Here is a 25,065-nt window from a genome sequence, read left to right on the forward strand (position 1 = left end):
GGCCCGCCGGCCGCGCATGGACATCCCGACCCCAACGCCCGCACGGATCGCGGACCTTCTCCCCGTGCTGCGCGAGGCCCGGTCATGTTCAGGCATCCTCTGATCTCCTCGGTCGCGTGTCTCGGCGTCGTCCTCGGCGCCGCCGACCTCGCCTTCGCCCAGCGCGGGGGCATGCGGGGCGGGGGCGGCATGGCCCGGCCAGGCGGCGGCGGGGGCATGGCCCGTCCGGGGGGCGGCGCGGCCCGTCCCGGCGGCGGCATGACCCGACCGGCCATGCCCATGAACCGTCCCGCCACGCCCCAGACCCGGCCCAACTTCGGCGCCGCGAACCGGCCCGGCAACATGACCCGCCCCGCCATGCCCAACCGCCCCGGCGGGGGCGTCGGCGGCGGGATGCCCAACCGGCCCGGCGGCGGAGTGGGTGGGATGCCCAATCGGCCTCCCGGCGGCGGCATCGGCGGCATGCCTAACCGCCCCGGCGGCGGCGGCCTCCCGGGGAGACCGGGCGGCGGGGTGGGCGGCGGCATGCCTAACCGCCCCGGCGGCGGGATCGGCGGCATGCGTCCGCCCGGCGCGGGCGGCGGCGTCGGCGGCTTGCCCGGTCGTCCCGGCGGCGGAGTGGGCGGACTTCCCGGCCGGCCCGGCGGCGGCGGCGGTGGAGGGATCCCCGGTCGGCCCGGAGGCGGCGGCGGCGGCTTGCCGGGGCGTCCTGGAGGCGGGATCGGCGGTATGAGGCCTCCCGGCGGGGGCGTCGGCGGACTGCCCGGCCGTCCTGGTGGAGGCGTCGGCGGACTGCCCGGTCGACCCGGCGGGGGCGTCGGCGGGTTTCCGGGAAGGCCCGGCGGCGGGATCGGCGGCGGCATTCCTGGGCGGCCGGGTGGCGGGATCGGCGGCAATCGGCCCGGTTGGGGCGGCGGCATGCGGCCCCCAGGCGGCATCGGCGGCGGCGGCACACCCCCGCCGTGGGGCGGAAACCGTCCCGGCGGCGGCATCGGCGGCGGGATTCCCGGCCGGCCGGGGCCGGGACCTGGCGGCATCGGCGGCAACCGCCCCGGATGGGCGGGGAATCGGCCGGGCTGGAACGGCGGCGGCGTCCAGCGGCCTGGCTGGAACGGCGGCGGCGTGAACCGCCCCGGCTGGAATGGCGGCGGCGTCCAGCGCCCGGGATGGAACGGCAACAATCGACCGAACTGGAGCGGCGTCAACCGCCCCGGGTGGAACGGCGGCGGCGTCCAGAGGCCCGGCTGGAACGGCGGCAATCGGCCGGGCTGGAACAACGGCGGCGTGAACCGCCCCGGATGGAACGACAACCTCGGCGGCTGGAACCGTCCCGGGTGGGGCGGCGGCTCGAACGTCAACAATATTAATAATATCAACAACATCAACAACACGAACGTCGTCAACAACTCCAACAACTGGTGGGGCGGCGGAGGCGGCGGCGGCTGGGGCGGCGGCGGCTGGGGCGGCGGCGGCTGGAACGGCGGCGGCGGTTGGAACGGCGGCGGCTGGAACGGCGGCGGCGGCTATGGCCCCGGGGCCTGGGGCGGCAACTGGTATCGCGGCGGCTGGGGCGGCAACGGCTTCTGGACCGGCTTCGGCGCCGGCGCGCTGACCTCGTTCGGCCTGGGGGCCATGACCAACAGCTGGTTCCAGCCCACGGTCATCGGCGCGCCGATGATGTCCACGATGGGCGTCTACGACTACTTCCCGACGTGGAGCGTGGGCGCCTACGACACCTGGGGCCTGGGCTCCGTCGCCGGCACGGCGATCTACAGCGACTACGCCAACCCCTACAACACGGCCCTCGTCGCGGCCCAGCCCGTGCAGGTGCAGCAGGCCGCGCCGGTGTACGACTATTCGCGGCCGATCAACCTCGCCGCCGAGCCCCCCGCGCCCGACGTCGCCACGACGAACGAGCAGATCTTCTCGGCCGCCCGCGACGCGTTCAAGTCGGGCGACTACAACCAGGCGCTCGCCCTCGTCGACCAGGTCCTGACCAAGACGCCCGACGTGCCCGTGATCCACGAGTTCCGCGCGCTGACCCTCTTCGCCCTCGGTCGCTACGACGAGGCGGCGTCGGTCCTGTACGCCGCGCTCTCGGCCGGCCCCGGCTGGAACTGGGAGACCCTCGTCGGACTCTACGCCAACGTGTCGACTTACACCGACCAGGTCCGGGCGCTGGAGGCCGTGGTCAAGGGCAAGCCCGCCGACGCCGCGCCCCACTTCCTGCTGGCCTACCACTACATGGTGCAGGGCCACAAGGCGGCGTCCGCGATGCAGTTCGACGAGGTCGTCAAGCAGGCCCCGAACGACACCCTCTCGGCCTCGTTCGCCAAGGCCCTCAAGAAGGCGATCGAGCCGGCCCCGACCGCCGTCGCCGCGGCCGCGGCGCGCCGGCCGCGGCCCAGGCGCCGGCCTCGCCCCCGCAGGCGCCGGATCCGACGCCGGCCCAGGCGCCCGCCGGGACGGTCGTGCAGGCGACGACGACCGCGGGCGACGCCAAGGCGGAGCCCGAATTCGAGCCCCCGCCGCCCCCGCCGGCGACCCTGATGGGGACGTGGAAGGCCAAGCCCGCCGCCGACCTGACGATCTCGCTGACCATCGAGGAGGACGCCGTCTTCACCTGGGAAGTCGACGCCAAGGGCCAGAAGCAGACTCTCACCGGCATGGCCGGCTACAAGGACGACACCCTCGGCCTCTTCCAGCAGGAGGGCCCCCCCCTCGCCGGCAAGGTCACCGAGATCCAGCCCAACTCCTTCAAGTTCAGCCCCGCCGACGGCGGCAAGGGCCCGGCCCTGACCTTCACCCGCTGACGACGACATCCAGTTGAATTGATGTCGATATCCCTTCTCCCCTCCGTGGGAGGAGGACGATCCGCGACGGCCCGTCGACGCCTCACGTCACGGCTTCGGCGTGAGCAGCTTCATCGTCCGCAGCCACTCCTCGCAGCGCTTCGGCCAGGTCGAGCACGGCTTGTCGCTGGGGCGGAGGCCGAAGCCGTGGCCGCCGGTCGCGTAGATGTGGAGTTCGGCGGGGACGCCGGCCTGCTTGAGGGCCGAGTACATCGCGACGCTGTTCATGGGGCTGACGCCGTCGTCGCCGGCGTGGGCGAGGAACATCGGCGGGGTCCTGGCCGAGACGCGGAGCAGCGGGTTGTCGACCTCGTTCTTGTCCTCCATGCCGCCGGGATAGATCAGCACGGCGAAGTCGGGCCGGGCGCTCAGCTTGTCGACGTCGTCCTTCTGGGGGTAGACGGGCTCCTCGAACCGGGTCGACGCCGCGGCCGAGAGGTGGCCTCCGGCCGAGAAGCCCAAAACGCCGACGCGGGCCGGGTCGAGGCGCCATTCGGCGGCCTTGCTGCGGACGAGCTTCACCGCGCGCTGGACGTCCATCAGGGGCTGGATCGGCTTCTCGGCGTCGGGCGTCCCCTCGCGCCTCGGCACGCGGTACTTGAGCACGATCCCGGTCACGCCGATCGAGTTCAGCCAGGCCGCGACCTCCTCCCCTTCCAGGTCCATGGCCAGGATGAAGTAGCCGCCGCCGGGGCAGATCACCACCGACGCGCCGGTGTCCTTGTCGGGCGCGGGGCGATAGACCGTCAACGTCGGGTGCGACACGTTCGCCAGCCGCTTCACCGGCTTCTCGTCGAGGTACTTCTCGGGCTCCAGCTTGCCGACCTCGCCGGGCGGCGGCCCGGGCCAGACGTCCAGGACGAGCGGGGCGGCGGGCTCCTCGGCGGTCGCCGGGGCCGCCGGCGACGCCCCCGCGAGGGCCAGTCCGACCAGGGCGAGGACTCCGATGCGGGGCGTCGTGCGGTGCGGCATGGCGGGCGATTCCTCGTGCGAGTGGGGCCCGGCCCGGGCGACCGAGGCCCGGGCGGGGACGCGGATTCGCCTTGCGGCGATCGCGACGTTCGGTTGTAATCCCGGCCCTCACCTCGAACAAGCGGGACGCCCTTCCCCCGCCGTGAAAACGAATTCATCTTCACCATAAAGGACGATGCGTGATGACGCCCTTATTCGCCTACTTCGGCCCGGAAACCGTCCTGCCGGCCACGTCCATCATCGCCACGATCCTCGGAGTGGCCCTGATGCTCGGGAAGAGTTCGGTCCGCTGGTGCTTCGGCCTGGCGAAGAGCGTCGTCGACGCCGGCCTGGGCCGCAAGGCCGACGAGACGCCGGCCGTCCCCGCCCCCCACTTCCCCCACGCGGCCAGGACGCGCGTCGTCGAGGACGCCCAGGCCCGCTGACCCCGGTTCAGGCCGGTTGGATCGTCATCGGGAGCCCGTCGCGGGGTCGCAGGCTCAGCACCGCCTTCGGCTCGACCGCGACGCCCGGCGCGGGGTGCAGGCGGAACTCCTGGGCGATCATGGCCACGACCAGCACGGCCTCCATCATCGCGAACTCCTGGCCGATGCACTGGTGCGGGCCCCCCAGGAACGGGAACCAGGCGAACCGGGGCCGGGCCGCGGCGCGTTCGGGCAGGAACCGATCGGGGTCGAACGCCTCGGGGTCGGGCCAGAAGTCGGGATGGCGCTGGGTCACGTAGGGGCTCAGCAGGACCTGCGACCGGGCCGGGATGCGGCAGCCGCCGATCGCGTCGGCGCGGCCGGCGGACCGGAGCACGCCGAAGACCGTCGGGTAGATCCGCAGCGATTCCTCGACCACCCGGCGCGCGTATCCCAGCCGCGGCAGGTCGGCGGCGGCGGGCGTGCGGCCCTGCAGCACGTCGGCGACCTCGGCGTGGAGGCGACCCGCGGCCTCGGGGTTCCGTCCCAGCAGGTGGAACGTCCAGGCGAGCGCGGCGGCCGTCGTCTCGTGGCCGGCCACGATGAAGGTGAGGAGCTGGTCGCGGATCTCGCGGTCGGTGAGGCCCTCGCCCGTCTCTTCGTCGCGCGCGGCCAGCAGCCGCGCGAGCAGGTCGTCGGCGTCGCGGCACGGCTCGCGGCGGCGGCCTGCGATGATCTCGAAGACGAGGGCGTCCAGCCGGCCCATCGCCCTGCGGAACCGCAGGTTCCTCCGCGTGGGGAAGACGAGCGGCGGCGCCAGCATGTTGTCGATCCGATACTGGACGTACTCCATCGCGGTCGCGATCGCCGGCCCGATGCGGTCGGCCGCGCCGCCGAGGTCGACGCCCAGCAGCGTCCGGCCGACGATGCGGAGGGTCAGGTCGATGAACTCGGCGGCGACGTCGAGCGGGCCCTCGCCCGATGGACGGGCCCGCCAGCGCCGTCGCAGGACCTCGGTCGCGTCGGTCATCGCGACGGCCATGGCCTCGATCTTCTGGCGGTGGAAGGCCGGCTGGATCATCCGTCGCAGGCGTCGCCAGGCCGGGCCGTCGGTCGTGACCAGGCCCTCGCCGGCCGCGAGCCGGGGGATGTTATAGGCCCACCCCCGCTCGTAGTTCGCCTGCTCGTCGACCAGCACGCGTTTGACGTGATCGGGGTGCGCCAGCAGGTGGATCACGAACGGACCGACCTGGAACCGGAAGACGTCGCCGAACCGCCGCCGGCCGTCGAGCAGGAAGCCCAGCGGGTCGGTCCGCAGCCGGGCCATGGGCCCGAACGACATGGGCAGGAACTGCCTCAGGCCTGGGGCGGTCTTCGGGGCGAGTGGACGATTCATGGCCCGACCCCCGCGAGGGACGTCGCCCGGGAGCCGAGGCGACCGCGCCAGGATAGGGCCCCCTATGACATTTGTCAATCATGCGGTTCGAAAACGACCAGGGCCGCCGCCTCGAGGTGAGGCGGCGGCCCTGGTTCATTCGTCGGTCGATCGGGATCAGGTCACGAGCAGCCCATGCTGTTGCCGCAGTTGAAGCAGCGGTAGCAGGTGCCGCAGCGGACGGTCAGGGCGCCGCAGTTGTCGCAGGCCGGGGCGTCGCTCTGGAAGGAGGCGAACTGGCGGTCCTGGACGTGCAGGGCGGCGGTAGGCTCGATGGCCTGGGGCTGGCTCGACGGCTGCTTGGGGGGGGCGGTCCCCAGCACGGCCTCGGCGTGCTCCAGGTCGGCGATCGTCGCGGAGCGATGGCCGTTGACCTTGAGGACCGGGGTCGCGGTCAGCTCGGCCGACGCCTTGGGCGCGGGCTCCTCGGCGCCGCGGTTGGGCGAGTTGGCCTCGCGGTAGCCCTCGATGAACTCCATGCCGAGCCACCGGAAGATGTAGTCGGCGATGCTCTTGGCGATCGGGATGTCCGGGTTCTTGGTGAACCCGGCGGGCTCGAACCGGCTGTGGGCGAACTTGTTGACGAAGACCTCGAGCGGCACGCCGTACTGCAGGCCGATCGAGATCGACGTCCCCAGGACGTCCATCAGGCCGCCGATGGTGGACCCTTCCTTCGCCATCGTGATGAACAGCTCGCCGGGGCGGCCGTCGGGGTAGAAGCCGACGTTGATGTAGCCCTCGTGCCCCTGGATGTCGAACTTGTGGGTGATGCTCCGCCGCGTGTGCGGCAGCCGCTCGCGACGGGGCTTGGAGACGATCGTGGTCGTCACCGGCGTCTGCACGGGCTTCAGCGACTCGACCGAGACCGCCGCGGGCTGCGCGGCCGCCTCGACGGCCGCGGCGACGGCGGCGACCGCGGCCGCGGCGGCCTCGGAGGCCGCCTTGTCGGCGGCCGCGCCGGTCTCCGACTTGGTCGAGACCGGCTGGCTCCCCTTGGAGCCGTCGCGGTAGATGGCCAGGGCCTTGAGGCCCAGCCGCCAGCCTTCCAGGTACGTCTCGCGGATGTCCTCGACGGTCGCCTCGTTGGGGAGGTTGCACGTCTTGGAGATGGCGCCCGAGAGGAACGGCTGGACGGCCGACATCATCCGCAGGTGGCCCAGGTAGTGGATGCTGCGGCCGCCCTGCGGCGGGGCGAAGGCGCAGTCGAAGACGGGCAGGTGCTCGTCCTTCAGGCCGGGGGCGCCCTCGATCGTGTCTTTGGCGTCGATGTAGTCGAGGATGCCGCGGACCTCGGGCTCGTCGTAGCCGAGCTTGCGGAGCGCCGCGGGGACCGTCCGGTTGACGATCTTGAGCATGCCGCCGCCGGCGAGCTGCTTGTACTTGACCAGGGCGATGTCGGGCTCGATGCCGGTGGTGTCGCAGTCCATCATGAAGGCGATGGTGCCCGTGGGCGCCAGCACCGTCACCTGGCTGTTGCGGTAGCCGTTGGCCCGGCCGACCTCCAGGCACTCGTCCCAGATCGCGTGCGCGGCCAGCCGGACGGCCTCGGGCGCCGAGGCGTCGATGGCGTAGGCGGCGTCGCGGTGCATCTCCATGACCTTGAGCATCGGCTCGCGGTTGATCGCGAAGCCGTCGAACGGCCCGACCCGGCCGGCGTGCTCGGCGCTCGTCAGATAGGCTTGGCCGTGCATGACGGCCGTGATCGCCGCGGCGACCGAGCGGCCGGCGTCGGAGTCGTACGGCAGGCCCGACGACATCAGCATGCTGCCCAGGTTCGCGAAGCCCAGCCCCAGGGGGCGGAACTTGTGGCTGTTGGCGGCGATCTTCTGCGTCGGGTAGCTGGCGTGGTCGACGAGGATCTCCTGGGCCGTGATGAAGATCCGCACGGCCGCGCGGAACCGCTCGACGTCGAACGAGCCGTCGTCGGAGACGAACCGGGCCAGGTTCAGCGAGGCCAGGTTGCACGCCGAGTCGTCGACGAACATGTACTCGCTGCAGGGGTTCGACGAGTTGATCGGCGCCGTGTTGGGGCAGGTGTGCCAGCGCTGGATCGTGTCCTCATACTGGACGCCGGGGTCGCCGCAGAGCCAGGTCCCCTCGGCGATGCGGTCGAGGAGCATCTTGGCCTTGTACGTGTCCATCGGCCGGCCGGTGAGCACGGCCTTGGTCGTCCACTCGCCGTCGGCCTCGGCCGCCTCGAGGAAGGCGTCGGAGCAGCGGACCGAGAGGTTGGCGTTCTGGAAGAGGACCGAGCTGTAGGCCTCGCCGTTGAAGTTGGCCTCGTACCCCTGCTTGATGAGGGCCTGGGCCTTGGCCTCCTCGTTGATCTTGCACTCGATGAACTCGAGGACGTCCGGGTGCCAGATCTTGAGGGTCTGCATCTTGGCGGCGCGGCGGGTCTTGCCGCCCGACTTCACGACGCTGGCGACGGCGTCGTACACCCGCATGAAGCTCACGGGGCCCGACGGCTTGCCGCCGCCGGCGAGCTTCTCGCGGCTGGAGCGGAGCGTCGACAGGTCGGTGCCGGTCCCCGAGCCGAACTTGAACAGCATGGCCTCGCTGTGCGCGAGCCGCATGATGCCGTCCATGTCGTCGGAGACGCTCTGGATGAAGCAGGCCGACGACTGGGGCGTCTCATACGCGTTCGACGCCGCCACGACCGTCCGCGTGTCCTCGTCCCAGCGCCAGTTGTTGGCCGGGCCGGCGATGCCGTAGGAGTGGAACAGGCCGACGTTGAACCAGACCGGCGAGTTGAACGAGCCGTACTGGTTCAGGCAGAGGGCGGACAGCTCGTCGTAGAACCGCTCCGAGTCCTCGACGGACGCGAAGTAGCCGTCCTCGCGGCCCCAGTCGGCGATCGTCCGCGTGACGCGGTCGACCAGCTGACGGACGGAGAACTCGCGCTTGCCCTCGGCCGGCGAGCCGTTGCCGCCGGAGACGTCGCCGTAGAAGTACTTGCTCACCACGACGTTGGTGGCGAGCTGGCTCCACGCCTTGGGGATCTCGCAGTCGAGCTGCTCGAAGATCGCCTTCCCACGCTCGTCCTTGATCGCCGCCGAACGCAGGTCCCACTCGACGAGGTCGAACGGGCTGACCCCTTCCGTGCTGAAGACGCGCGGCACCGCCATCCCCGAGCGACCCTTGGCCTGATCCTTCGCCTTCGCCGTCGATCCCTCGGGCTGTTGCTGTTCCACGGAGGTCGTCCCCTCCCGCCTTCCTGCATTCGCCATCGGCTCGCACTCCCCCTGGGACGTCGGGCCCAGGATCGATCAGGTGCGACCTGAGCGCACCATTTTAATCGATCGCTGTCCACCAGTCCAGATGTACATTCCGGCCGCCATTACGTCGGTTCCCGAGATACACGAACTTGAGTCGCGCCTCGATGATGTCGAAGCGATCCCGACGAATCGGCCTGGGCCGGCGCGGCGGGATGGTCGCGAAGAAACGGGATGCGGGTGCTCCCGAGAAATGGCTTCCTCGACGATTTCCTCACGGCGGCGGTTCTCTGCGCTCACGACTCGGCTTCTAGAATGCCCGCGCCCCGGGGGGTGGGCGCGAAAAAAAACGCCCTCGCTCGGCGGGTGCGCCGGGCGCGGGCGGAAGATGTAGAAAAGGTGTCGAATCAGGAAACGAGCCGTCGCTCAGGAAGCGGTCGCGAAGCTCGTGATCTGGACCGTCGTATAGTACTGACGGTGGCCGCGGCGACGACGCATGTTCTTGCGGCGGCGGAACTTCTGGATGATGATCTTCTTGGCGCGGAAGTGGCTGGCGATCTTCGCGTTGACGCTGGCCCCTTCGATGGTGGGGGCCCCGAAGGTCGGCTCGCCGTCGCCGGCGAACAGCAGGACCTTGCTGAAAACGACGTCGGTGCCGGCCGGACCCTGGCGGCGGTCCACCTGGATGAAGTCGCCTTCCTGAACGCGATACTGGTGGGAACCGTCTTCAAAAACAGCGTACATGGTCTTTCCGAAGCTCCTGAGCGGACGACGGCCCGCGCTCTGCGAGTACGGGACTCGGGATCGCCCGCCCCCCGACCTCTCTCGTCACTCTTGTTCTGACGGTGGTTCGCCTTCGCCGCGCGGAATCCCCTCCGCGCGAGAAGAAAACGCAAGCATAGCGTACCGGGCGGCCGGCGATCAAGAGGCATCGACGCGGCCGGTCGCGAAAGATCGCCGGCGAGGAGGCCCGCCCTACCGACGCGCCGCCACGACCCGGAACCCGATGTGGTCGTACCGCCGTTCCGGCTCGAACCGCAGGCGGAAGGCCGAGCGGCACGGCCAGCCGTCGTCGGTCCAGACGCCGCCCCGCCGGACGCGCGAACTCGCCGGCGCCGAAGACAGGTCGGGGTCGTCGCCGCCCGGCAGCTTCGGGTGGTACCAGTCGCGGCACCACTCGAAGGTATTGCCGTGCATGTCGTGGATCCCCCAGGAGTTGGCCGGATAGCGGCCGACCTCGGAGGCCCGCCCTAGCGAGGGGCCGTCGTCGGCCGCTCCGTTGTAGGGCCGGCCCTGGAAGTTCGCCTGGGCCCGCCCGAGCGAGTCGCCGAACGCGGTGGCGGTGGTCGTCCCGGCGCGGCAGGCGTACTCCCACTGGGCCTCGGTCGGCAGGCGGAATTCCCAGCCGGCGGGCAATTCTTCCGTCGCCGTCGCCTTCAGGGTCAGCCGGCGGCAGAAATCCTCGGCCTCGGCGAAGTTGACGTTCCCGACCGGGTAGGCGTCCCCCCCGGGCAGCTCCGCCGTGAGCGGGCCCGGCAGGTCGCCGACCACCCGCTTCCAGTCGCCCTGCGTCGCCTCGTACTTGCCGATCCAGAACCCCCTGGCGAGCCGGACCTCGACCCGATCCTCGCCGGGCCGGCGCTCGGGCTCGTCGGGCGGGCTGCCCATGAGGAACCGCCCGGGCGGACACCAGCACAGCGCGACGCCCGCGACGCGGCGTTCCTCGCCGGCCCGGACGCCGGCGAACGCGTCGTCCTGGGCCGCGGCCGGGCGAACGAGGCCGAGGGCCAGGGACGCGAGCGCGAGGCGGGCTTGTCGAGTCGTCATGGGGCGTCTCCCTCGGGGCCTCCCTCTCAGCAGAGCCTCGCGGCGACGAACGAGCAAGTCCGTCCCGCCCCCGGGCGAGGATCGCGGCCGTACGGCGCGCCGTTTTCAAGCCGATCCTTCCCGACCGGTCTCACGGCGCGTTCGGCGGCGGCCTCGTCCGTCGCGGCCGCTCGGGGCGATTCCCGGTCGAAGGGGGCGGGGCCCGTCGCTGGGTCCCGAGCGTGCGATGAGCGAGACGAAACGGCCGTTGATCGTCGGCGCCGGGCCGGTGGGCCTGGGTGCGGCGCTGTTCCTGGCGCGGCAGGGCGTGACCGCTCGGGTCGTGGACCAGCGCGCCGAGCGGGCGCTGGAGTCGAAGGCGCTGGCGGTCAATCCGAGGACCCTCGAAATCCTGGAGCCTTCCGGCGTCACCCGGCGGATGCTGGAGCTGGGCCGGCGGATCCACGGGGCCCAGCTGCACCGGAAGGGCCGGGTGGTCGCGACGATCTCGTTCCCCGACCTGCATCCCCGCTACCCGTTCATGCTCGCGCTCTCGCAGGCGACCACCGAGCGGCTGCTGGCCGAGGCCCTGACGGCGCTCGGCGGCCGGGTCGAGCGCGGGACGAAGCTGACGGCCTGCCGCTCCGCGGCCGAGGAGGTGGAGGCGGTGCTGGAGCCGGCGTCCGGCGGCACCCCGGAGGTCTTCGCCTGTTCGTGGCTCCTGGCGGCCGACGGCGCGCACAGCATCGCGCGGCGGCAGCTCGGGATCGCCTTCGACGGGTCCTCGTTCGCCGAGCCGTGGTACCTGGCCGACGCCCCCTTGCGGACGGACCTGGCGGACGACCGCGCCCACGTCGCGCTCGGCGCCGCCGGCGGGTTCCTCTTCCTGCTCCCGGTCGTCGACGATGCGCACGCCGTCGAGCCCGGCGGGCCGATCTGGCGGGTGCTGGGCAACCGCCCGGATCCGCTCTCGCGACTGGCCGAACTCGGGACCGAGGCGACGGGGCCCCCGGTCTGGGAGTCGAGCTTCCACATCGCGCACCGGATCGACGCGACCCTGGCGGCCGGCGGCGTCTACTTCGCCGGCGACGCCGCCCACGTCCACTCGCCCATGGGGGCCCGGGGCATGAACCTCGGGATCGAGGACGCCTGGGTCTTCTCCGAACTCGTCCGGACCGGCCGCCTCGCCGACTATGACGCCCTGCGGCGTCCGGTCGACGCCCGCGTGGTGCGCCAGGTTGAGATCATGTCGCGCATGGTGGCGGCCGAATCGACCCCCGTCCGGCTGCTGCGGAACCTGCTGATCCCCGTGCTGACCCGGATCGGCCCCCTCCGCGACCGCATGGTCCGGACCCTCACCGGCCTCGATCACGAGCTTCCCCGCTTCGACGGCCCCGGCGCGAAGGCGTGACGTCGCCTGTATCCCGACCGTCCGGACCTCGATAGCCTGACCTGGATCGAATCTCGGGAGAAATCCGGGGCCGATCGGGCGTTCCCTCGCATGGTAGGGACGAGGGCGTCGGGACATCCAGGTGCAGGCGGGCGGCTCATGACGAGATCCACTTCATCGCCGGCGGGGCTTCGGGCCCTCTTCCACGGCGGGACCGCGACGGGAATGACGGACGGCCAGTTGCTGGAACGGTTCCGGTCGCGCGACGGGTCTTCGGACCCGGCGGCGGCCGAAGCCGCCTTCGGCGCGCTGGTGGACCGTCACGCGGCGCTGGTCTGGGGGGTCTGCCGGCGGGGCCTGCGAGACCGAGCCGACGCGGAGGACGCGTTCCAGGCGACGTTCCTGGTCCTCGTCCGCAAGGCCGGGTCGGTGCGCGTCGACGAGCGAGGCTCCCTCGGGCGATGGCTTTACGGCGTCGCCCGGCGGGTCTCCGGCCGCCTTCGCCAGGAAGCGGCGCGGCGGCCCGCGGCGACCGTCGACCCGACGTCCGGCGACGATCCCGCGGTCGCCGCCGAGCGCCGGGAGGCCTGCGACGCGGTGGCCGCCGAGCTGGATCAGCTCCCCGCGAAGTACCGACGCCCGATCGAATTGTGCCACTTCGAGGGCCTGACGTACGAGCAGGCGGGCCGCTCCCTGGGCTGGCCGACCGCGACGCTCAAGAGCCGCCTCGCCCGGGGCCGGCTCCGCCTCAGGGGCCGCCTCGCCCGCCGCGGGCTGGCGCCGCTGTCGGCGATCGCCGCGGCCCATCTCGCCCGGGAATGCCGCGCCGGCGTCCCTCGGGTCTTCATCCCCCCCACCATCCGGGCCGGCGCGATCGCCTCGGGGGTCGTCCCCGCGGCCGTCGCCCGGCTCGCCGAAGGAGCGATTCGAACCATGATGTGGGACAAGTTGAAGCCCCTCGCCCTGATCCTCGTCGCCGGTGCCGGCGCGGCCGTGGTGGCCGTCGCAGGCCCGCTCCAGGAGGGCTCACCCCGATCCGAGCATGCGGCGATCGCCGCGAAGGCCGAGGACGCGCCCGACCCGCGATTCACGAGGAAGCTCGCCGACGGGACGGTCGTGCAAGTCGTGGCGGTCTCGACCTATCCTTCGGGCCCCGACACCTGGTGGCGGCCGGACGGGACGCCGTTGAAAACGGCCCCGTGCGAGCCGATGGCGGCGGCGGGAGAGGCCGCGCCCGTCGACTCGGCCGAGAGGACCAACGAAGGACGTCGCGAGATCCTCCTCAAGGTCGTCGATCGCCCATCCGACGGCGAGGACCTCCTGATGTATCTTGCGAACAGCTCCACCCTGGGATGGCGGGTCGAGCGTCAGGGCAAGGTCGTTCCCGAGCTGAAGCGGCTCATCCAGTGGTTTCCGGAGGTCCCCGCCGTCGTCCCCGTGAGATTCCGGGAGACGCGAGGGCCCTGGAAGACGCTCCGGAAGTGGGGGATGCAAGGGACCATCGCCGGCCAGGAGGGCCACACCGTGATCGCCAGCGACGCCATCGCGACGAGGGCCGGGACCGCGGCCTCGATCACCCACGATTTCTCGTTCGAGATCCCCATCCGGCTCATCGCCGTCGATCAGGACGGCCTTTCCCATCCGGGAATCCTTTTCGGAGGAGGGTACGCCAGGAATTTCGCCCAGCTCTCCTGGGAATTCGCGGTCCCTATCGAGAACGTCGAGGCGTTCCACTTCCAGACCCGCCCGTTCGAAGTCGCCACGATCCCCGGCGTCGCCCTGCATCCCCGCAAGCCGGCCGATTCGCGTTGACCGTTTCGCCCGCCTGGGATACCAAGCCGGATGAGGGCCGCCTGGGGGTTCGAAATCCCAACGCGGGCTCGGAGGCGGGTTCTCGTTGTTCCGAGGCGGACCGTCCGCGATCGGCGATCGTGGACCATTGTCTCGAAATGAGGGGCTGCATCGGGAAGCCTGAATGGGGGGCGACGGACGGCTGTTTTCCTATTCGAAATCGCACTAACGAACCCAATTTTTCGAGCCGCGATCAAATTTTAAATTCCTTTCAGCGATGGCTTTACGTCGAGACTCGCCGCAATTGTTGCGCAGACGACGGACCCAAACGGACCCGATGGGCCGCGGCCTCGCAGAATCCGTCGGTCGAGACGCTGCGGGCCTCGGATTTCGGGGCCGGCGCGGCGTCGTGAAAAGGGGAGGGTCGGCGTCGGGTGGGGAGCCCCTCATCCGGCCTTTCACCTTCTCCCACGAGGGGAGAAGGACGTTCGACGTCAGAGGAGGTTTGCCTTGATCCTCGCACATCTCCTCGTCCTTGCGGTGCTGGGGCAGTCGGACGCGGTCGAGGCCCGGGTTACGGCCGAGCGGCTGGAGGTCCTCGACGAGGCCGGGGAATCGGGGTACGTCGTGGCCGCCCTGAAGCGGGGCGACGCCGTGCGGGTGCGGCCGTCGGAGAACCCCCGGCACGGCTGGCTGGCGATCGAGCCGCCGGCCTCGGTCCTCTGCTGGGTCGAGGAGTCGGCCTTGAAGATGGCCGAGGGCGAGGACGGGTCCGTCCCGCGCATCGCCAAGGTCCGGTCGACCACGGCCGTCCGGTCGGGGAACCCGCGGGCGAAGCTGCCGGGGCCGCCTCGGGGTTCGCTGAAGCCCGGCGACCGCGTGCGGCTGGCGGACCGCCCGGCGCTGGAGTCGGGGAGCAAGTCCCCGCAGCGCTGGCGGGCGATCGCGCCGCCGCCGGGCCGGGCGTTCTTCGTCGCGGCCGACGGCGTCGCCTGGGACGCGGCGACCTCCCCCCCTTCCCCGCCGGCCGAGGTCCAGACGTCGTTCACGACGGCCGGCGACGACCCCGAGCTGAGGCGGGCCGACGGCATGCTGCTGGCCGAGACCACCGGGCAGCCGGTCGAGAAGTGGCGGCTGGGGGCGATCCGCGAGGCCTACGAGGCCCGGATGAAGCAGGCCGACGGCGACCCCGAGAAGCGGCGGACGCTCGAAGCCCGGCTGGCGCAGGTCGCGCGCTACGAGCGGGCGTCGAAGGCCGCGCAGGGGTTCGTCGAGGCGGCCTCGCGCACCCGCGAGCTGGACTCGGACTTCGCCAGGATCGAGCGCAAGCTGGCCGACGCCGAGCGCGAGCGGAGCCGGGCGTACGACGCCGTGGGCTTCATCCAGCCCTCGGCGAAGATGCTCGACGGCCGCAAGCTGTTCGCCCTGATCGGCCGCGAGGGGACCGTGGTCGCCTACCTCGACGTCCCCGCCGGCCTCGACCCCCAGCCGCTCACCGCCCGCCGCGTCGGCGTCCGCGGCCAGTCGCGCTACAACGCCGAGCTGAAGGCCCGGCTCATCGCCGTCCGCGACCTGGTCAACCTCGAGCCGAAGGGTTGAGCCCGGCGGCCTCGACGCGGTCGATGCCCGCGCGGATGGCGGCGGCGCTCTGGTGCAGCAGGGCCGTCTCGTCGTCGTCCAGGTCGATGGCCAGGATCCGCTCGACGCCTTGGCGGCCGACGACGCAGGGGAGGCTCAGGCAGACGTCGCCCAGCCCCTTGTAGCCGTCGACGAGCGTGCTGACGGGGAGGACCGTCCGGGCGTCGTCGGCGACGGCCTCGCAGATCGAGGTCGCGGCCAGGGCGACGGCGTAGTTCGTGTAGCCCTTGGAGCGGGCGACCAGGTGCCCCCCCTGCCGGGCCTCCTCGGCGAAGGCCCGGACCGTTGAGTCGCGGGGCTCGAACCGCACGCCCCCGGCGCTGGCGACCGAGAGCGCCGGGAACTGGGTCTCGCCGTGCTCGCCGAGGATGTAGGCGCGGACGTCCTGGGCGTTGATGCCCGTCTCGCGGCTCAGCAGGCTGCGGAACCGCATGGTGTCGAGCAGGGTGCCCGTCCCCAGCACCCGGCCCGGCGGCAGTCCCGAGGCCTTCAAGGTCACGTACGTGCAAACGTCGACCGGGTTGGTCATGACGAGGAAGACGGCCGACGGCGAGGCCTCGGCCAACGGCGGGACGATCTCGCGGAGGAGCCGCGCGTTGGCCTCGGCGTGCGCCGCCCGGCCGCCCGCGACGTCGTCCGCCGCCGCGCTGACGGCCAGGATCACGACGTCGCTGGCGGCGGTGTCGGCCGCGTCGCCGGCGACGACCCGCATCGGCCGCACCAGGGCCGAGGCGTGCAGCAGGTCGAACGCGTCGCCCACCGTCCGCTCCTTCGTCCGCCCCACCAGCACCAGCTCGTGCGGGATCCCCCGGGCCACCAGCGCGAAGGCCGTCGCCCCCCCCACGCGCCCCATGCCGACGACGCTGATCTTCATGGGCGGTGGAGAACTCCCGGAAACGAGCCGAGGATGATCGTCCTTCTCCCGCCGGGAGAAGGTGGCCCGAAGGGCCGGAAGAGGGTTGCGGGATTTCGGGGACGCCTTCGAAGCCAAGCTCCTCGCGAACTCCGACGACCCTCATCCGCCGCTGCGCGGCGGCCGGCCGCAAAGTCACTCCTTCTTCGCGGCGGCCTCCTTGGGCTCGTCGTCCGCCTTGGGGAGGGGCTTGCCGGCGAGGAGGGCGTCGATCTCGGCGGCGAGCTTCTCGCGGATGTCGGGGCTGAAGCCGACGTGGGCGGCCTGGACGACGCCCTTGGCGTCGAGGACGACGAGGGTGGGCAGGGCCTCGACCTGGAACAGCTCGCCGACGGAGCCGCTGGGGTCCAGGCCGATGGCGGCGACCGGCTTGCCGGCCAGGTCGATCTTCTTCTCGGCCAGGGTCTTCTCGACGAGCTTGCGGACCTCCGCCAGCTCGGAAGGTTGGTGGTCCTGGCTGAGGGCGACGACGAGGACTTCCTTCTTGTCCTTGGCCAGCTCCTCGACGAGCTTCTGGATCTCGGGCAGCTCGACCAGGCAGGGGCCGCACCAGGTGGCCCAGAAGTCGATGACGACGACCTTGCCGGCGAGGTCGGCCTTGGTCACGTTCTTCGTCTTGTCGGGGCCGTCGAGGAGCGTGAGGACGAAGTCGGGCGCGGGCTGGCCGATCTTCGACTCCACGGCCATCTTGGGACGGCCGGCCGGCCCGGCGCCGGGCTCCTGGAACGAGTCGACCTTGGTGAAGCCCTCGGGGGCCTTGAAGGCGAACGCGGCGGCGTCGGCGGGCTCGGTCGCGACCGCGCCAGAGGACCAGCCGAGCTTCTCGACCTTGACCGGGTTCCCCTGCTGGGCGCTTCGCTCCAGGGTCTTGGGGTCGATGACCAGGTCGATGTCCTTGAAGAGCCTGGTCTTCGCGTCGATCGTCAGCCGGAGGTCGGGGCCTTCCTGCTGGTCGATCAGGATCGTCGGGGCCGCGTCGTCGCCGGCCAGTTGCAGCGAGCCGCCGAGCTGCTCGACGGACTTGGCCGGGTCGGGCGCGGTCAGCATGTTCGCGAGGATGTACATCGGCACGCCCGAGGGCCCGCCGAACAGCACCGCGCCGACGGGGCCCTCGCGGAAGACCTCGAGCGTGACGGCCTTGGGGGCGGGGGTCGCGATGTACTTCTTGAGGGGCTCGACGACGGTGGTCAGGGTCTCGCCGTCGCTGACGAGCTTGACCGGCCCGGCGTCGAGGCTCAGCTTGTTGGGCCGGACGAGGGTCAGCCGCAGCGGCGACTCCTGCTTCTGGGCCTTGCCGCCCACGGTCATCGAGACGACGAAGCGGCCCTCGTCGCGATAGGACGCGAGCGCCTGGTAGGCCTTGGCGACCTCGCCCAGCAGCGCGACGGCCTTGGGGTCGTCGGGCTTGTCCTCGGGCCGGGCCGCCGGCGGCTTGGGGTCCTGGGCCGGCGCCGTGGCGGCGGCCGAGGCCAGGAGCAGCCCCAGCGCCCCGGCGAGCCGCGAAGATCGGAGCCGCGCCAGGCGCGTGGGGGATGGGAAACGCATGAGACGTCCTTCACAAGTCGGCCGCGAAAGCCCGGATCGACGGCCGCGCCCCGGGGGCCCGCCCACACGCCCGATCCGGACGCCGAGTCCATCCTAGCCGCCGGCCGAGCCCACCGTCGAGACGACGCGGCGACCGGGCGCGGGAGGCCCGACGCCGGCCCGCCGCCTTCGAAACGCGAGACGGGGCCCGCACCGGCCTCGGCGCGGGCCCCGTCTCGTCGATCGTCCGGCGCTTCGCGGCCGGTCAGCCCTTCTTGGCCTTGGGGGCCTTGGGCACCTCGGGGCCGTCGGTCGGCACGCCGGGGGCCTTGGGGCCCTCGTCGCCGGCGGGCGCCGGGGTCGAATCGCCGCAGCCGGCGACGGTCCAGGTCAGCGAGGCCATCAGGGCGAGCAGCAGGAACTTGCGCATGCGGGGCGTTCTCCTCTCGGTGGGGATGGATGACGGGGCGGTCAGAGGGCGTCGGAGCTGATGATCTCGCCGCCCTGGGTCGTGCTGAGGGCCCGCCACGACTCGATGTTGACCGAGTCCTTGACGTACCGGACGCTGCCGTCGGCGAGCACCGTGTTGACGCCCCCCGGGTGCCGGCTGCGGGCCCCGTAGGTGTCGCCGTTGATCGCCGGGGTCGTGTCGCCGGTATAGGCCGGCGCCGCCGTGTTGCGGAACTTGCACGGCGGGTTGTTGCTGAAGGGATAGGCGCAGTAGTTGGCGTCGTTCAGCATGTCGGGCTGCTTCGAGTTGGGCCCGAGGTAGGTCGCATAGCCGCACGAGGAGCCGTACTGGATGAAGCCGCGAAGGTCGGTCTTCGTCCCGTTGACCTTGCCCTGGACCGTCTCCGACAGCAGCATCGTGTTGCTGGTGCCGTCGCTGATGCTGGAGATGTTGTAGGTCGAGGCGAACGACTGGGCCGGGGCCGTGCCGATCTTGATCCACGAGAACGGCGCGCCCAGGAAGATCAGGCCGTTGTAGGTGGCGCAGCAGTAGGTCGCGTCCTTGATCTGGAACAGGCCGGTGCCGGTGTTGCCGAAGTTCGCCACGTAGTTGCCCGAGGGGACGCCGCTGAGCGGGGCGACCGGCTCGTCGCTGGGGCACTGCATCGAGTTGATCCGGGCCGTCGTCGCCGTGGAATTCTCGGGGCTGAGGTACCCCATCTGGGGGACCGTGACGTTCGACCCCATGAAGTTGAACGCGTTGTAGATGCCCCCCTGTTCCATGAACGACAGGGAGTAGTGGTACCACGTGCCCCAGCCGACGTAGCGGGCGCCCGGCGGGAACGAGCCCAGGGCGTCGTGGTAGTTCTGCAGGGCGAGGCCGAGCTGCTTCAGGTTGTTCGTGCACTGGATGCGGCGAGCCGCTTCGCGCGCCGACTGCACGGCCGGGAGGAGCAGGGCGATCAGGACCGCGATGATCGCGATGACGACGAGGAGCTCGATCAGGGTGAACGCTCGGCGCAGCGAGGCACGGCAACGTGCCATGAGACACCTCCGTTGGAGATCACGATTTTGGAGTGTAGAGGTTCGAGGGCGCGGGCGAGGCGGCCGCGCCGGCCGGGGGCCGGTCGAGGCCGGATGAGGGAAAGCGGGACCGTGCGGGGGCGCGCCCCGCCGTCCCGGAGGGCTTCATTACACCGAAGATCCTAGGAGAATGCAAGGGACCACCCCGGCATTCGCTGTCATCTATACATTCCGATCATGGGCCGGGCCCGCGGGCGAGGGCTCAGGCGGCCGGGCGGAGGGGCAGGCGGATGGTGACGAGCAGGCCGGGCCGGGCGTCGGCGGCGGCGATGGATCCGCCGTGGAGGTCCACGGCGCGGCGGGCGATGGCCAGGCCCAGGCCGACGCCGCCGCTGGCCCGGCTGCGATCGTCCTCGATGCGGAAGAAGGGCTTGAAGATGTCGGCCAGGTGGGCCTCCGGGACCCCCTCGCCGTGGTCGCGGACGGCGATCGTCGCCCCGGCCGCGTCCGAGCGCAGCGAGACGTCGACGGCCGACCCCTCGGGCGCGTGGCGGACCGCGTTGCGCAGGACGTTCTCGACGGCCCGGCGGATCAGCTCGGGGTCGCCCGCGACGGCGACCGGGGCGTCGATCCAGAGGTCCAGCCGGCAGCCCTTGGCCTCGGCCTCGACGGCGCAGGCGTCGACCAGGTCGTCGAGCAGGTCGTCGAGCCGGACCTCGTCGCGGCGGCGGGCGTGGGGGTCCTCCTCGGCCGAGTTGAGCCGGAGCAGCTCGTCGACCAGGGTCGAGAGCCGGTCGGCCTCCTTCTTGATCCGCTCCATCGCCGTCTCGCGGTCGCCGGCGCGGCCCAGCCGGACGGCCAGGCCCAGCCGGGTCAGGGGCGAGCGCAGCTCGTGGGAGACGTCCTGGATCAGCCGCCGCTCGGCCGCCATCAACGACTCGATCCGGTGCGCCATCAGGTCGAACGAGCGGGCCAGCTCGCCGATCTCGTCGCGGCGGGTCGAGCCGATCCGGGTCGTCAGCTCGCCCTTGCCGAACTCGTCCACGGCCCGCCGCAGCCGCCGCAGGGGCCGCACCAGGTGGACGGCCAGGGCGTAGATCAGGGCCAGGACGAGCAGCAGGATCCAGGCGTAGTACGGCAGGGTCTGGAACCAGGGGAACCGCATGCGGGGCAACGCCACGAACCGCAGGCCGTCGGCCGTGGGGGGGCTGACGAGCACGGGGGGCCCGCCGCCGAGGGGGGCGGCCTGCGGCCCGGCGAGTCCCCGCCGCCGTGGGGCCCGCGGCCCCGCGCGAGGACGTCGCCGCGGTCGCGGCCGTCGACCAGGTCGCGGCCGCGGGCGTCGACGAGGAAGTGCTCGCCCTCGAACGAGGCCCCCATCTCGGCGAGGTAGGCCCGCAGGCCCTCGGGGCCGCCGTCGCGGAAGGCCCGCGCGGCACCGTCGCGCTGGAGCCTGATGATGCCGTGGAAGAACCGGGTCTCCGCCGACCGCGACTCGGAGAGGTACCAGAAGGTGGCGACGAACCCGATCGACGAGAGGGCGACCGTCGCCGCCGCCCAGGCCAGGATCTTGGAGTAGATCGACCTCATCGCGGCGCCTGGTCCTCGGGGTCGGAACGGAACAGGTAGCCCGCGCCCCGGACGGTCCGGACGGCCGCCCCCAGCGGGCCGAGCTTCTTGCGGAGCCGGCTGACGTGGACGTCGATGGCGCGGTCGAAGGGGGTGCTGCGGCGGTGGTACAGGGCCGCGGTCAGCTCGTCGCGCGAGACGATCCGCCCGGCGGCCCGGACGAGGTATTCGAGGATCTCGTACTCGAACGTGGTGGTCGCCACGACCTCGCCGCCGACGCGGACCTCGCGCGCCGTGGGGATCAGGCGGATCCCCTCGGCGTCGAGCGGGGCGACGGGCTGGGGCGCGCGGCCGACGCGGCGGAGCACGGCGCGGACGCGGGCCAGCAGCTCGTCGGGGTCGAACGGCTTGGGGACGTAGTCGTCGGCCCCCGCCCCCAGGCCCGCCAGCCGGTCGGCCTTGGCGGAGCGCGCCGTCAGCATGATGACCGGGACCTGGCTCCGCCGCCGCAGCAGCCGCAGCAGCTCGAAGCCGTCCAGGCCGGGCATCATCACGTCGAGCAGGACCAGGTCGCGGTCGGAGTCGAGGGCCGCGCCCAGGCCGCGGCGGCCGTCGTTGGCCGTCTCCAGCCGCATCCCCTCCTGGGCGAAGAACTCGCGCAGCAGGTCGCACAGCTCCAGGTCGTCGTCGATCAGGAGGATCGACGGGCTCGCCGCGGCGTCGTCGTCGGCTCGCGTGTCGGTCGTGGCGTCGATCATGTTTCCGGGCCTCGCCCCGTCCGGGCCGGCGGTCAGTCGGAGGATCGATCCGAGCGGCGGAGCTCCACGCCCTCGACGCCCGGCGTCTGGTTCAGCTCGGCCGCCGCCTGGACGGGCGACGACTCGGGCCGCAGGCGGACGCGGTACGTCAGGTCGATCGAGGCCCCCTGGCGGGCCGTCTCGACCGAGAGCAGCGTCGCTCGGACGGCGAAGGCCGCGAGCAGCTGGTCGGCCGCGGCGCGGACGTTCTGGCCGGCGGCGAGGCGGATCTTCATGTCGACCTCCACGCCCGCCCAGCCCGAGTTTTTCCGGGGCGGCCAGAGCAGCGGGGCGGCGAGCCCCGTCACGCCCAGGCCCACCAGGGCCACCGTCAGGTTGTTGGCCCCCGCCGCCATCCCGACGACCACCGCCAGGATGACGAACGCGGTGTCCTGCGTGTCCTTGACCACCGTCCGGAAGCGGGCGACCGACAGCGCGCCGACCAGGCTGAAGGCCCGCGCCACGCTGTCGCCGATGACCTGGGTGGCGATGGCGATCGTCACCGAGAGCAGGACGAGCGTGGTCAGGAACGTCGCCTGCGCGTACTGCTCGCGGCGGGCCCAGCGGTAGATGCCCGCGACCACCCCTCCCAGCACCAGCGCCGAGGCGATCCGCCAGGCCATCACGGCCCCCGGCAGCCCCTGGTTGTTCGACAACGACTCGCTCATCCAGGACGGCATCGCAAACCCCTCCGCCGCCGTCGCGGCGGTTCGACTCCTGCAAACCTTGATCTCAATGTTATGCGGACCGCGTCCCGAAACGCCGTCATTTCGCGGACTTCGCCCGGGCTTTACCGGTACTCCGCCTTCTGCACGGCCGGCAGGCCCAGCAGGAACTTCCGGCGGGCGTCGGCGAAGGCCCGGAGGTTCATCCCGCCGCCGCCCGGCCCCCGGCCTCGCTGCGGCCCCTTGGCCGCGGGGCCCTCGGCCCCGGGCTGGGAGGACGTGGCGGCCTGGTACGCGGCGTAGGTCGAGAGCTTCTTCGCGTCGGCCTCGATCTCGACGTCGATGAGGTCCTTGAACTTCTGCACGACCGGCCCGAGCGTCTTCCAGTCGAGATCCTTCTCGGCGATCGCCTTCACGTAGCCGAGATACTTCGCCTTCAGCTCGGGGACCGCCAGCAGCTTGCTCCGCAAGGGCGTGCGCGTGCCGCCGGCGGCGTCGAGCCCGATCAACGGGTCGAGTTCGACGTTCCCGCCGCCCGGCCCGCCGGGACCTCCCGGACGACCGGGACCGCCTCCCGGAGGGCCGCCAGGCCCACCCGGGCCGCCGGGGCCGAAGCCCGGCCCGCCCCCCGGAGGAGGCCCGCCGGCGAAATCAGGACCACCGCCCGGAGGGCCGCCGCCGGGGCCACGGCCCGGGGGGCCGCCGGGACCGCCGCCAGGTCCGAATCCGGGACCGCCCCCCTGAGGACCGCCCCGCCCGCCGCCGCGACGGCCGAAGCCCCCCGGCCCGCCCGGGCCGCCGAACATCATCGCCGGCTGGAAGGCCTCGTTCATGTCGTGGGGGACGACGTGGAACTTCCCCTTCGGGTCGAGGTAGATGCTGTAGTCGCTGGCGCGGGTCCAGTAGCCGTCGCCGTTGATCAGGGCGTTGTCCAGGGCGAGGAACCGCAGCACGCCGTCGACGTCGAGGATCGGCTCGAGGGCCTTCTCCAGCCGGTCGGTCGGCGTCTCGTCGAGCGTCCGGCAGAGGGCGACCAGCGCCGTCCAGGCGACGTCCTCCCCCTTCTTGGACGACTTCAGCTCGTAGCGCTGCTTGTAGGGGGCGAGGTCCTCGCCGTGGTAGCCGAGGCCGCCGTCGGCACCGGGGTTCCCGGGGACCTTCCAGCGGGCCCCTTCCTCGGTCCCGTAGTTCTCGGCCAGGAATTTCTTGTCGAACTGCTGGACGTTGGCGTACACGCCCCAGTTCTCGCCGTTGATGACCACCCGGACGAAGTTCGCCTTGGGGGCGGGGATGTAGCGGCGGGCGATCGTCGAGTAGAGCACGGTGTGAAGGAACGTCGCGTCCTCGTGGGCGTTGAGGAGGTTGAGCGTCTTGTAGCCCTCCAGCCGCCGGTCCGGGTCGGTGAAGTCGACCGAGACGTTGAGCGACCGCTTGCGGCCCTCGGGGACGCTGAAGTACGACGACTGGCCGCGGAAGTGGACCCCCACGCCCGGGATCACGCCGCCGTCGACCGTGAGGGTGGCGGGGACCTCGACGTCCGACTTGTAGAAGGCGGCCATCTGCGACTCCCAGGCGTCGTCCTCGAAGTCGAGGAAGAGGGTGCGGAGCACGCCCGGGTCGTACAGCGGCTTGCCGGGGAAGGTAACGACCTCGGACTTGGCGACCTTCGCGCCCGGGCTCGCCGGCCCCTGCTCGCCGCCGCCGAAGCCCGGAGGCCCGAAGCCCGGCCCGCGACGGCCGCCGGGGCCGCCGCGTCCGCCCGGCTGCGACTTCTCGCCCGCGACGGCGGCCTGGCGCTCGTCGCCGTTCAGGCGGCCGTCGCCGTCCTTGTCGTACTTCTTGACCAGCTTGCGCTCGCCGCCGCCCATCGGCCCGCCGGGCCCGCCCATGGGACCGCCGCGACCGCCCGGACCCCCGGGGCCGAAGCCCGGCGGGCCGGGGAGGCTGGAGTTCACGGCCGCCGCGAGGGCCTCGGCGTCGAGGGAGCCCTTCTTGTCGGCGTCGCCCTGGCGGACGAAACGCACGGCGGCCGCGCCGGCTTCTTTCGGGGTCAGGCGGCCGTCCTTGTCGGCGTCGGCCGCCTCCAGCAGCATGGGGCCGAAGAACGTGCCGGGGCCGAAGTCCGGGTCGTCCGGGGCCGGCATCCCGGGGGGGCCCGACATCCGCCGGTTCAGGGCGCGTCCCAGCGCCTGGGCGTCGAGCGAGCCCTTCTTGTCGGCCTCGGCGACGAACTTCGCGGCGGCCTTGCCGGCCTCCTCGGGCGAGAGCCGGCCGTCCCGGTCGGCGTCCGCCTCTTCGAGGAGCATGCCCGCCATGAACCCGCCGGGGCCGAAGCCCCCCGGGCCGCCGGGGGGCGGGCCGAACCCGTCGGGCGGGCCCGGCTCCTGGGATCGCCCCAGGGCCTCGGGATCGAACTCGGGCGCCGGGAACGTCGCCCCCAGGATGGCGAGCCCGACGGCCGCGCAGGCGCCGGTGGACATGAGGATTCGCAGGATGGCCGTCGGCATGATTCCCCCCTCGGATGGTCGACCTTCGCGGGCGTCGCCTCTTCCCCTCCAACGCTCCTGGTCGGATTATGTGGGATTCGAGAAGCTCGGTCCGTAACAGAATGTAAACACCCC

At 72.1% G+C, this 25,065-nt stretch carries 20 protein-coding genes; 6 read left to right on the forward strand and 14 right to left on the reverse strand.

What is annotated here, in order from left to right; genetic code table 11:
- Positions 1-84: 84 nt before the first annotated feature.
- The gene (locus PZE19_RS12730; RefSeq protein WP_277861000.1) at positions 85-2,550 is read left to right on the forward strand and encodes a tetratricopeptide repeat protein; all 2,466 of its coding nucleotides are present in this window, start codon (positions 85-87) and stop codon (positions 2,548-2,550) included.
- Positions 2,550-2,813 (forward strand): hypothetical protein, encoded by a 264-nt coding sequence (locus tag PZE19_RS12735; protein ID WP_277861001.1) that lies wholly within the window; start codon positions 2,550-2,552, stop codon positions 2,811-2,813. Before PZE19_RS12730 ends, PZE19_RS12735 begins: the two co-directional genes overlap by 1 nt.
- Before the next feature lie 87 nt (positions 2,814-2,900).
- Here PZE19_RS12735 and PZE19_RS12740 read toward each other — a convergent pair whose 3' ends face one another.
- Positions 2,901-3,824, reverse strand: coding sequence for an alpha/beta hydrolase (locus PZE19_RS12740; RefSeq protein WP_277861002.1), 924 nt, complete (start codon positions 3,822-3,824; stop codon positions 2,901-2,903).
- A gap of 182 nt (positions 3,825-4,006) precedes the next feature.
- Between PZE19_RS12740 and PZE19_RS12745 the strand changes: the two genes are divergently transcribed.
- On the forward strand, positions 4,007-4,249 hold the full coding sequence (locus PZE19_RS12745; protein ID WP_277861003.1) for a hypothetical protein: 243 nt from the start codon (positions 4,007-4,009) through the stop codon (positions 4,247-4,249).
- Between the two features lie 7 nt (positions 4,250-4,256).
- Here the strand turns inward: PZE19_RS12745 and PZE19_RS12750 are convergent, their stop codons facing one another.
- From PZE19_RS12750 to PZE19_RS12765, 4 genes are all read right to left on the reverse strand, one after another.
- The gene (locus tag PZE19_RS12750; protein ID WP_277861004.1) at positions 4,257-5,624 is read right to left on the reverse strand and encodes a cytochrome P450; all 1,368 of its coding nucleotides are present in this window, start codon (positions 5,622-5,624) and stop codon (positions 4,257-4,259) included.
- 161 nt (positions 5,625-5,785) lie between these two features.
- On the reverse strand, positions 5,786-8,791 hold the full coding sequence (locus PZE19_RS12755) for a vitamin B12-dependent ribonucleotide reductase (RefSeq protein ID WP_368411357.1): 3,006 nt from the start codon (positions 8,789-8,791) through the stop codon (positions 5,786-5,788).
- Positions 8,792-9,304: 513 nt separating this feature from the next.
- Positions 9,305-9,622, reverse strand: a complete 318-nt coding sequence (gene rplU / locus PZE19_RS12760; RefSeq protein ID WP_277861006.1) for a 50S ribosomal protein L21 — start codon at positions 9,620-9,622, stop codon at positions 9,305-9,307.
- Between the two features lie 231 nt (positions 9,623-9,853).
- Positions 9,854-10,705 carry a formylglycine-generating enzyme family protein gene (locus tag PZE19_RS12765; RefSeq protein ID WP_277861007.1) on the reverse strand — a complete coding sequence of 284 codons (852 nt, stop codon included), beginning with the start codon at positions 10,703-10,705 and terminating at the stop codon, positions 9,854-9,856.
- A gap of 226 nt (positions 10,706-10,931) precedes the next feature.
- Between PZE19_RS12765 and PZE19_RS12770 the strand changes: the two genes are divergently transcribed.
- From PZE19_RS12770 to PZE19_RS12780, 3 genes are all read left to right on the forward strand, one after another.
- Positions 10,932-12,095 (forward strand): FAD-dependent oxidoreductase, encoded by a 1,164-nt coding sequence (locus PZE19_RS12770; protein WP_277861008.1) that lies wholly within the window; start codon positions 10,932-10,934, stop codon positions 12,093-12,095.
- Positions 12,096-12,233: 138 nt separating this feature from the next.
- Positions 12,234-13,886 (forward strand): RNA polymerase sigma factor, encoded by a 1,653-nt coding sequence (locus PZE19_RS12775; RefSeq protein WP_277861009.1) that lies wholly within the window; start codon positions 12,234-12,236, stop codon positions 13,884-13,886.
- Positions 13,887-14,375: 489 nt separating this feature from the next.
- Positions 14,376-15,464 carry a BAR domain-containing protein gene (locus PZE19_RS12780; RefSeq protein ID WP_277861010.1) on the forward strand — a complete coding sequence of 363 codons (1,089 nt, stop codon included), beginning with the start codon at positions 14,376-14,378 and terminating at the stop codon, positions 15,462-15,464.
- Here the strand turns inward: PZE19_RS12780 and PZE19_RS12785 are convergent.
- The 9 genes from PZE19_RS12785 to PZE19_RS12825 all read right to left on the reverse strand — a co-directional run bounded on the left by PZE19_RS12785 (position 15,442) and on the right by PZE19_RS12825 (position 24,951).
- Positions 15,442-16,377 carry a lactate/malate family dehydrogenase gene (locus PZE19_RS12785; protein WP_277861011.1) on the reverse strand — a complete coding sequence of 312 codons (936 nt, stop codon included), beginning with the start codon at positions 16,375-16,377 and terminating at the stop codon, positions 15,442-15,444. The genes PZE19_RS12780 and PZE19_RS12785 overlap by 23 nt on opposite strands.
- 174 nt (positions 16,378-16,551) lie before the next feature.
- Complete coding sequence (locus tag PZE19_RS12790; RefSeq protein ID WP_277861012.1) at positions 16,552-17,961, reverse strand: redoxin family protein; 1,410 nt, start codon at positions 17,959-17,961, stop codon at positions 16,552-16,554.
- A 244-nt stretch (positions 17,962-18,205) separates the two neighbouring features.
- Positions 18,206-18,370, reverse strand: a complete 165-nt coding sequence (locus PZE19_RS12795; protein WP_277861013.1) for a hypothetical protein — start codon at positions 18,368-18,370, stop codon at positions 18,206-18,208.
- A 41-nt stretch (positions 18,371-18,411) separates the two neighbouring features.
- Complete coding sequence (locus PZE19_RS12800) at positions 18,412-19,434, reverse strand: DUF1559 family PulG-like putative transporter (protein ID WP_277861014.1); 1,023 nt, start codon at positions 19,432-19,434, stop codon at positions 18,412-18,414.
- A gap of 241 nt (positions 19,435-19,675) precedes the next feature.
- Positions 19,676-20,578: a sensor histidine kinase gene (locus PZE19_RS12805; protein WP_277864348.1), complete on the reverse strand. Its 903-nt coding sequence runs from the start codon at positions 20,576-20,578 to the stop codon at positions 19,676-19,678.
- Positions 20,512-21,003: a hypothetical protein gene (locus PZE19_RS12810; RefSeq protein WP_277861015.1), complete on the reverse strand. Its 492-nt coding sequence runs from the start codon at positions 21,001-21,003 to the stop codon at positions 20,512-20,514. The genes PZE19_RS12805 and PZE19_RS12810 overlap by 67 nt, the downstream gene beginning before the upstream one ends.
- Positions 21,000-21,740: a response regulator transcription factor gene (locus PZE19_RS12815; protein WP_277861016.1), complete on the reverse strand. Its 741-nt coding sequence runs from the start codon at positions 21,738-21,740 to the stop codon at positions 21,000-21,002. The genes PZE19_RS12810 and PZE19_RS12815 overlap by 4 nt, the downstream gene beginning before the upstream one ends.
- 32 nt (positions 21,741-21,772) lie before the next feature.
- Positions 21,773-22,447, reverse strand: coding sequence for a DUF4956 domain-containing protein (locus tag PZE19_RS12820; protein WP_277861017.1), 675 nt, complete (start codon positions 22,445-22,447; stop codon positions 21,773-21,775).
- 122 nt (positions 22,448-22,569) lie between these two features.
- A complete protein-coding gene (locus PZE19_RS12825) occupies positions 22,570-24,951 on the reverse strand; it encodes a CotH kinase family protein (protein ID WP_277861018.1) in 2,382 nt (793 codons plus the stop codon).
- Between the last annotated feature and the right edge of the window lie 114 nt (positions 24,952-25,065).

It is taken from the genome of Paludisphaera mucosa, assembly GCF_029589435.1.
Lineage (GTDB): Bacteria > Planctomycetota > Planctomycetia > Isosphaerales > Isosphaeraceae > Paludisphaera > Paludisphaera mucosa.

Coding starts and splice junctions, on each gene's coding strand:
- PZE19_RS12770 (WP_277861008.1), top strand. CDS start 10,932: ATGAGCGAGACGAAACGGCCGTTGATCGTCGGCGCCGGGCCGGTGGGC.
- PZE19_RS12775 (WP_277861009.1), top strand. CDS start 12,234: ATGACGAGATCCACTTCATCGCCGGCGGGGCTTCGGGCCCTCTTCCAC.
- PZE19_RS12765 (WP_277861007.1), bottom strand. CDS start 10,705: ATGACGACTCGACAAGCCCGCCTCGCGCTCGCGTCCCTGGCCCTCGGC.
- PZE19_RS12740 (WP_277861002.1), bottom strand. CDS start 3,824: ATGCCGCACCGCACGACGCCCCGCATCGGAGTCCTCGCCCTGGTCGGA.
- PZE19_RS12795 (WP_277861013.1), bottom strand. CDS start 18,370: ATGCGCAAGTTCCTGCTGCTCGCCCTGATGGCCTCGCTGACCTGGACC.
- PZE19_RS12730 (WP_277861000.1), top strand. CDS start 85: ATGTTCAGGCATCCTCTGATCTCCTCGGTCGCGTGTCTCGGCGTCGTC.
- PZE19_RS12815 (WP_277861016.1), bottom strand. CDS start 21,740: ATGATCGACGCCACGACCGACACGCGAGCCGACGACGACGCCGCGGCG.
- PZE19_RS12800 (WP_277861014.1), bottom strand. CDS start 19,434: ATGGCACGTTGCCGTGCCTCGCTGCGCCGAGCGTTCACCCTGATCGAG.
- PZE19_RS12745 (WP_277861003.1), top strand. CDS start 4,007: ATGACGCCCTTATTCGCCTACTTCGGCCCGGAAACCGTCCTGCCGGCC.
- PZE19_RS12785 (WP_277861011.1), bottom strand. CDS start 16,377: ATGAAGATCAGCGTCGTCGGCATGGGGCGCGTGGGGGGGGCGACGGCC.
- PZE19_RS12825 (WP_277861018.1), bottom strand. CDS start 24,951: ATGCCGACGGCCATCCTGCGAATCCTCATGTCCACCGGCGCCTGCGCG.
- rplU (WP_277861006.1), bottom strand. CDS start 9,622: ATGTACGCTGTTTTTGAAGACGGTTCCCACCAGTATCGCGTTCAGGAA.
- PZE19_RS12820 (WP_277861017.1), bottom strand. CDS start 22,447: ATGAGCGAGTCGTTGTCGAACAACCAGGGGCTGCCGGGGGCCGTGATG.
- PZE19_RS12810 (WP_277861015.1), bottom strand. CDS start 21,003: ATGAGGTCGATCTACTCCAAGATCCTGGCCTGGGCGGCGGCGACGGTC.
- PZE19_RS12750 (WP_277861004.1), bottom strand. CDS start 5,624: ATGAATCGTCCACTCGCCCCGAAGACCGCCCCAGGCCTGAGGCAGTTC.
- PZE19_RS12805 (WP_277864348.1), bottom strand. CDS start 20,578: ATGCGGTTCCCCTGGTTCCAGACCCTGCCGTACTACGCCTGGATCCTG.
- PZE19_RS12790 (WP_277861012.1), bottom strand. CDS start 17,961: ATGCGTTTCCCATCCCCCACGCGCCTGGCGCGGCTCCGATCTTCGCGG.
- PZE19_RS12735 (WP_277861001.1), top strand. CDS start 2,550: ATGGGGACGTGGAAGGCCAAGCCCGCCGCCGACCTGACGATCTCGCTG.
- PZE19_RS12755 (WP_368411357.1), bottom strand. CDS start 8,791: ATGGCGGTGCCGCGCGTCTTCAGCACGGAAGGGGTCAGCCCGTTCGAC.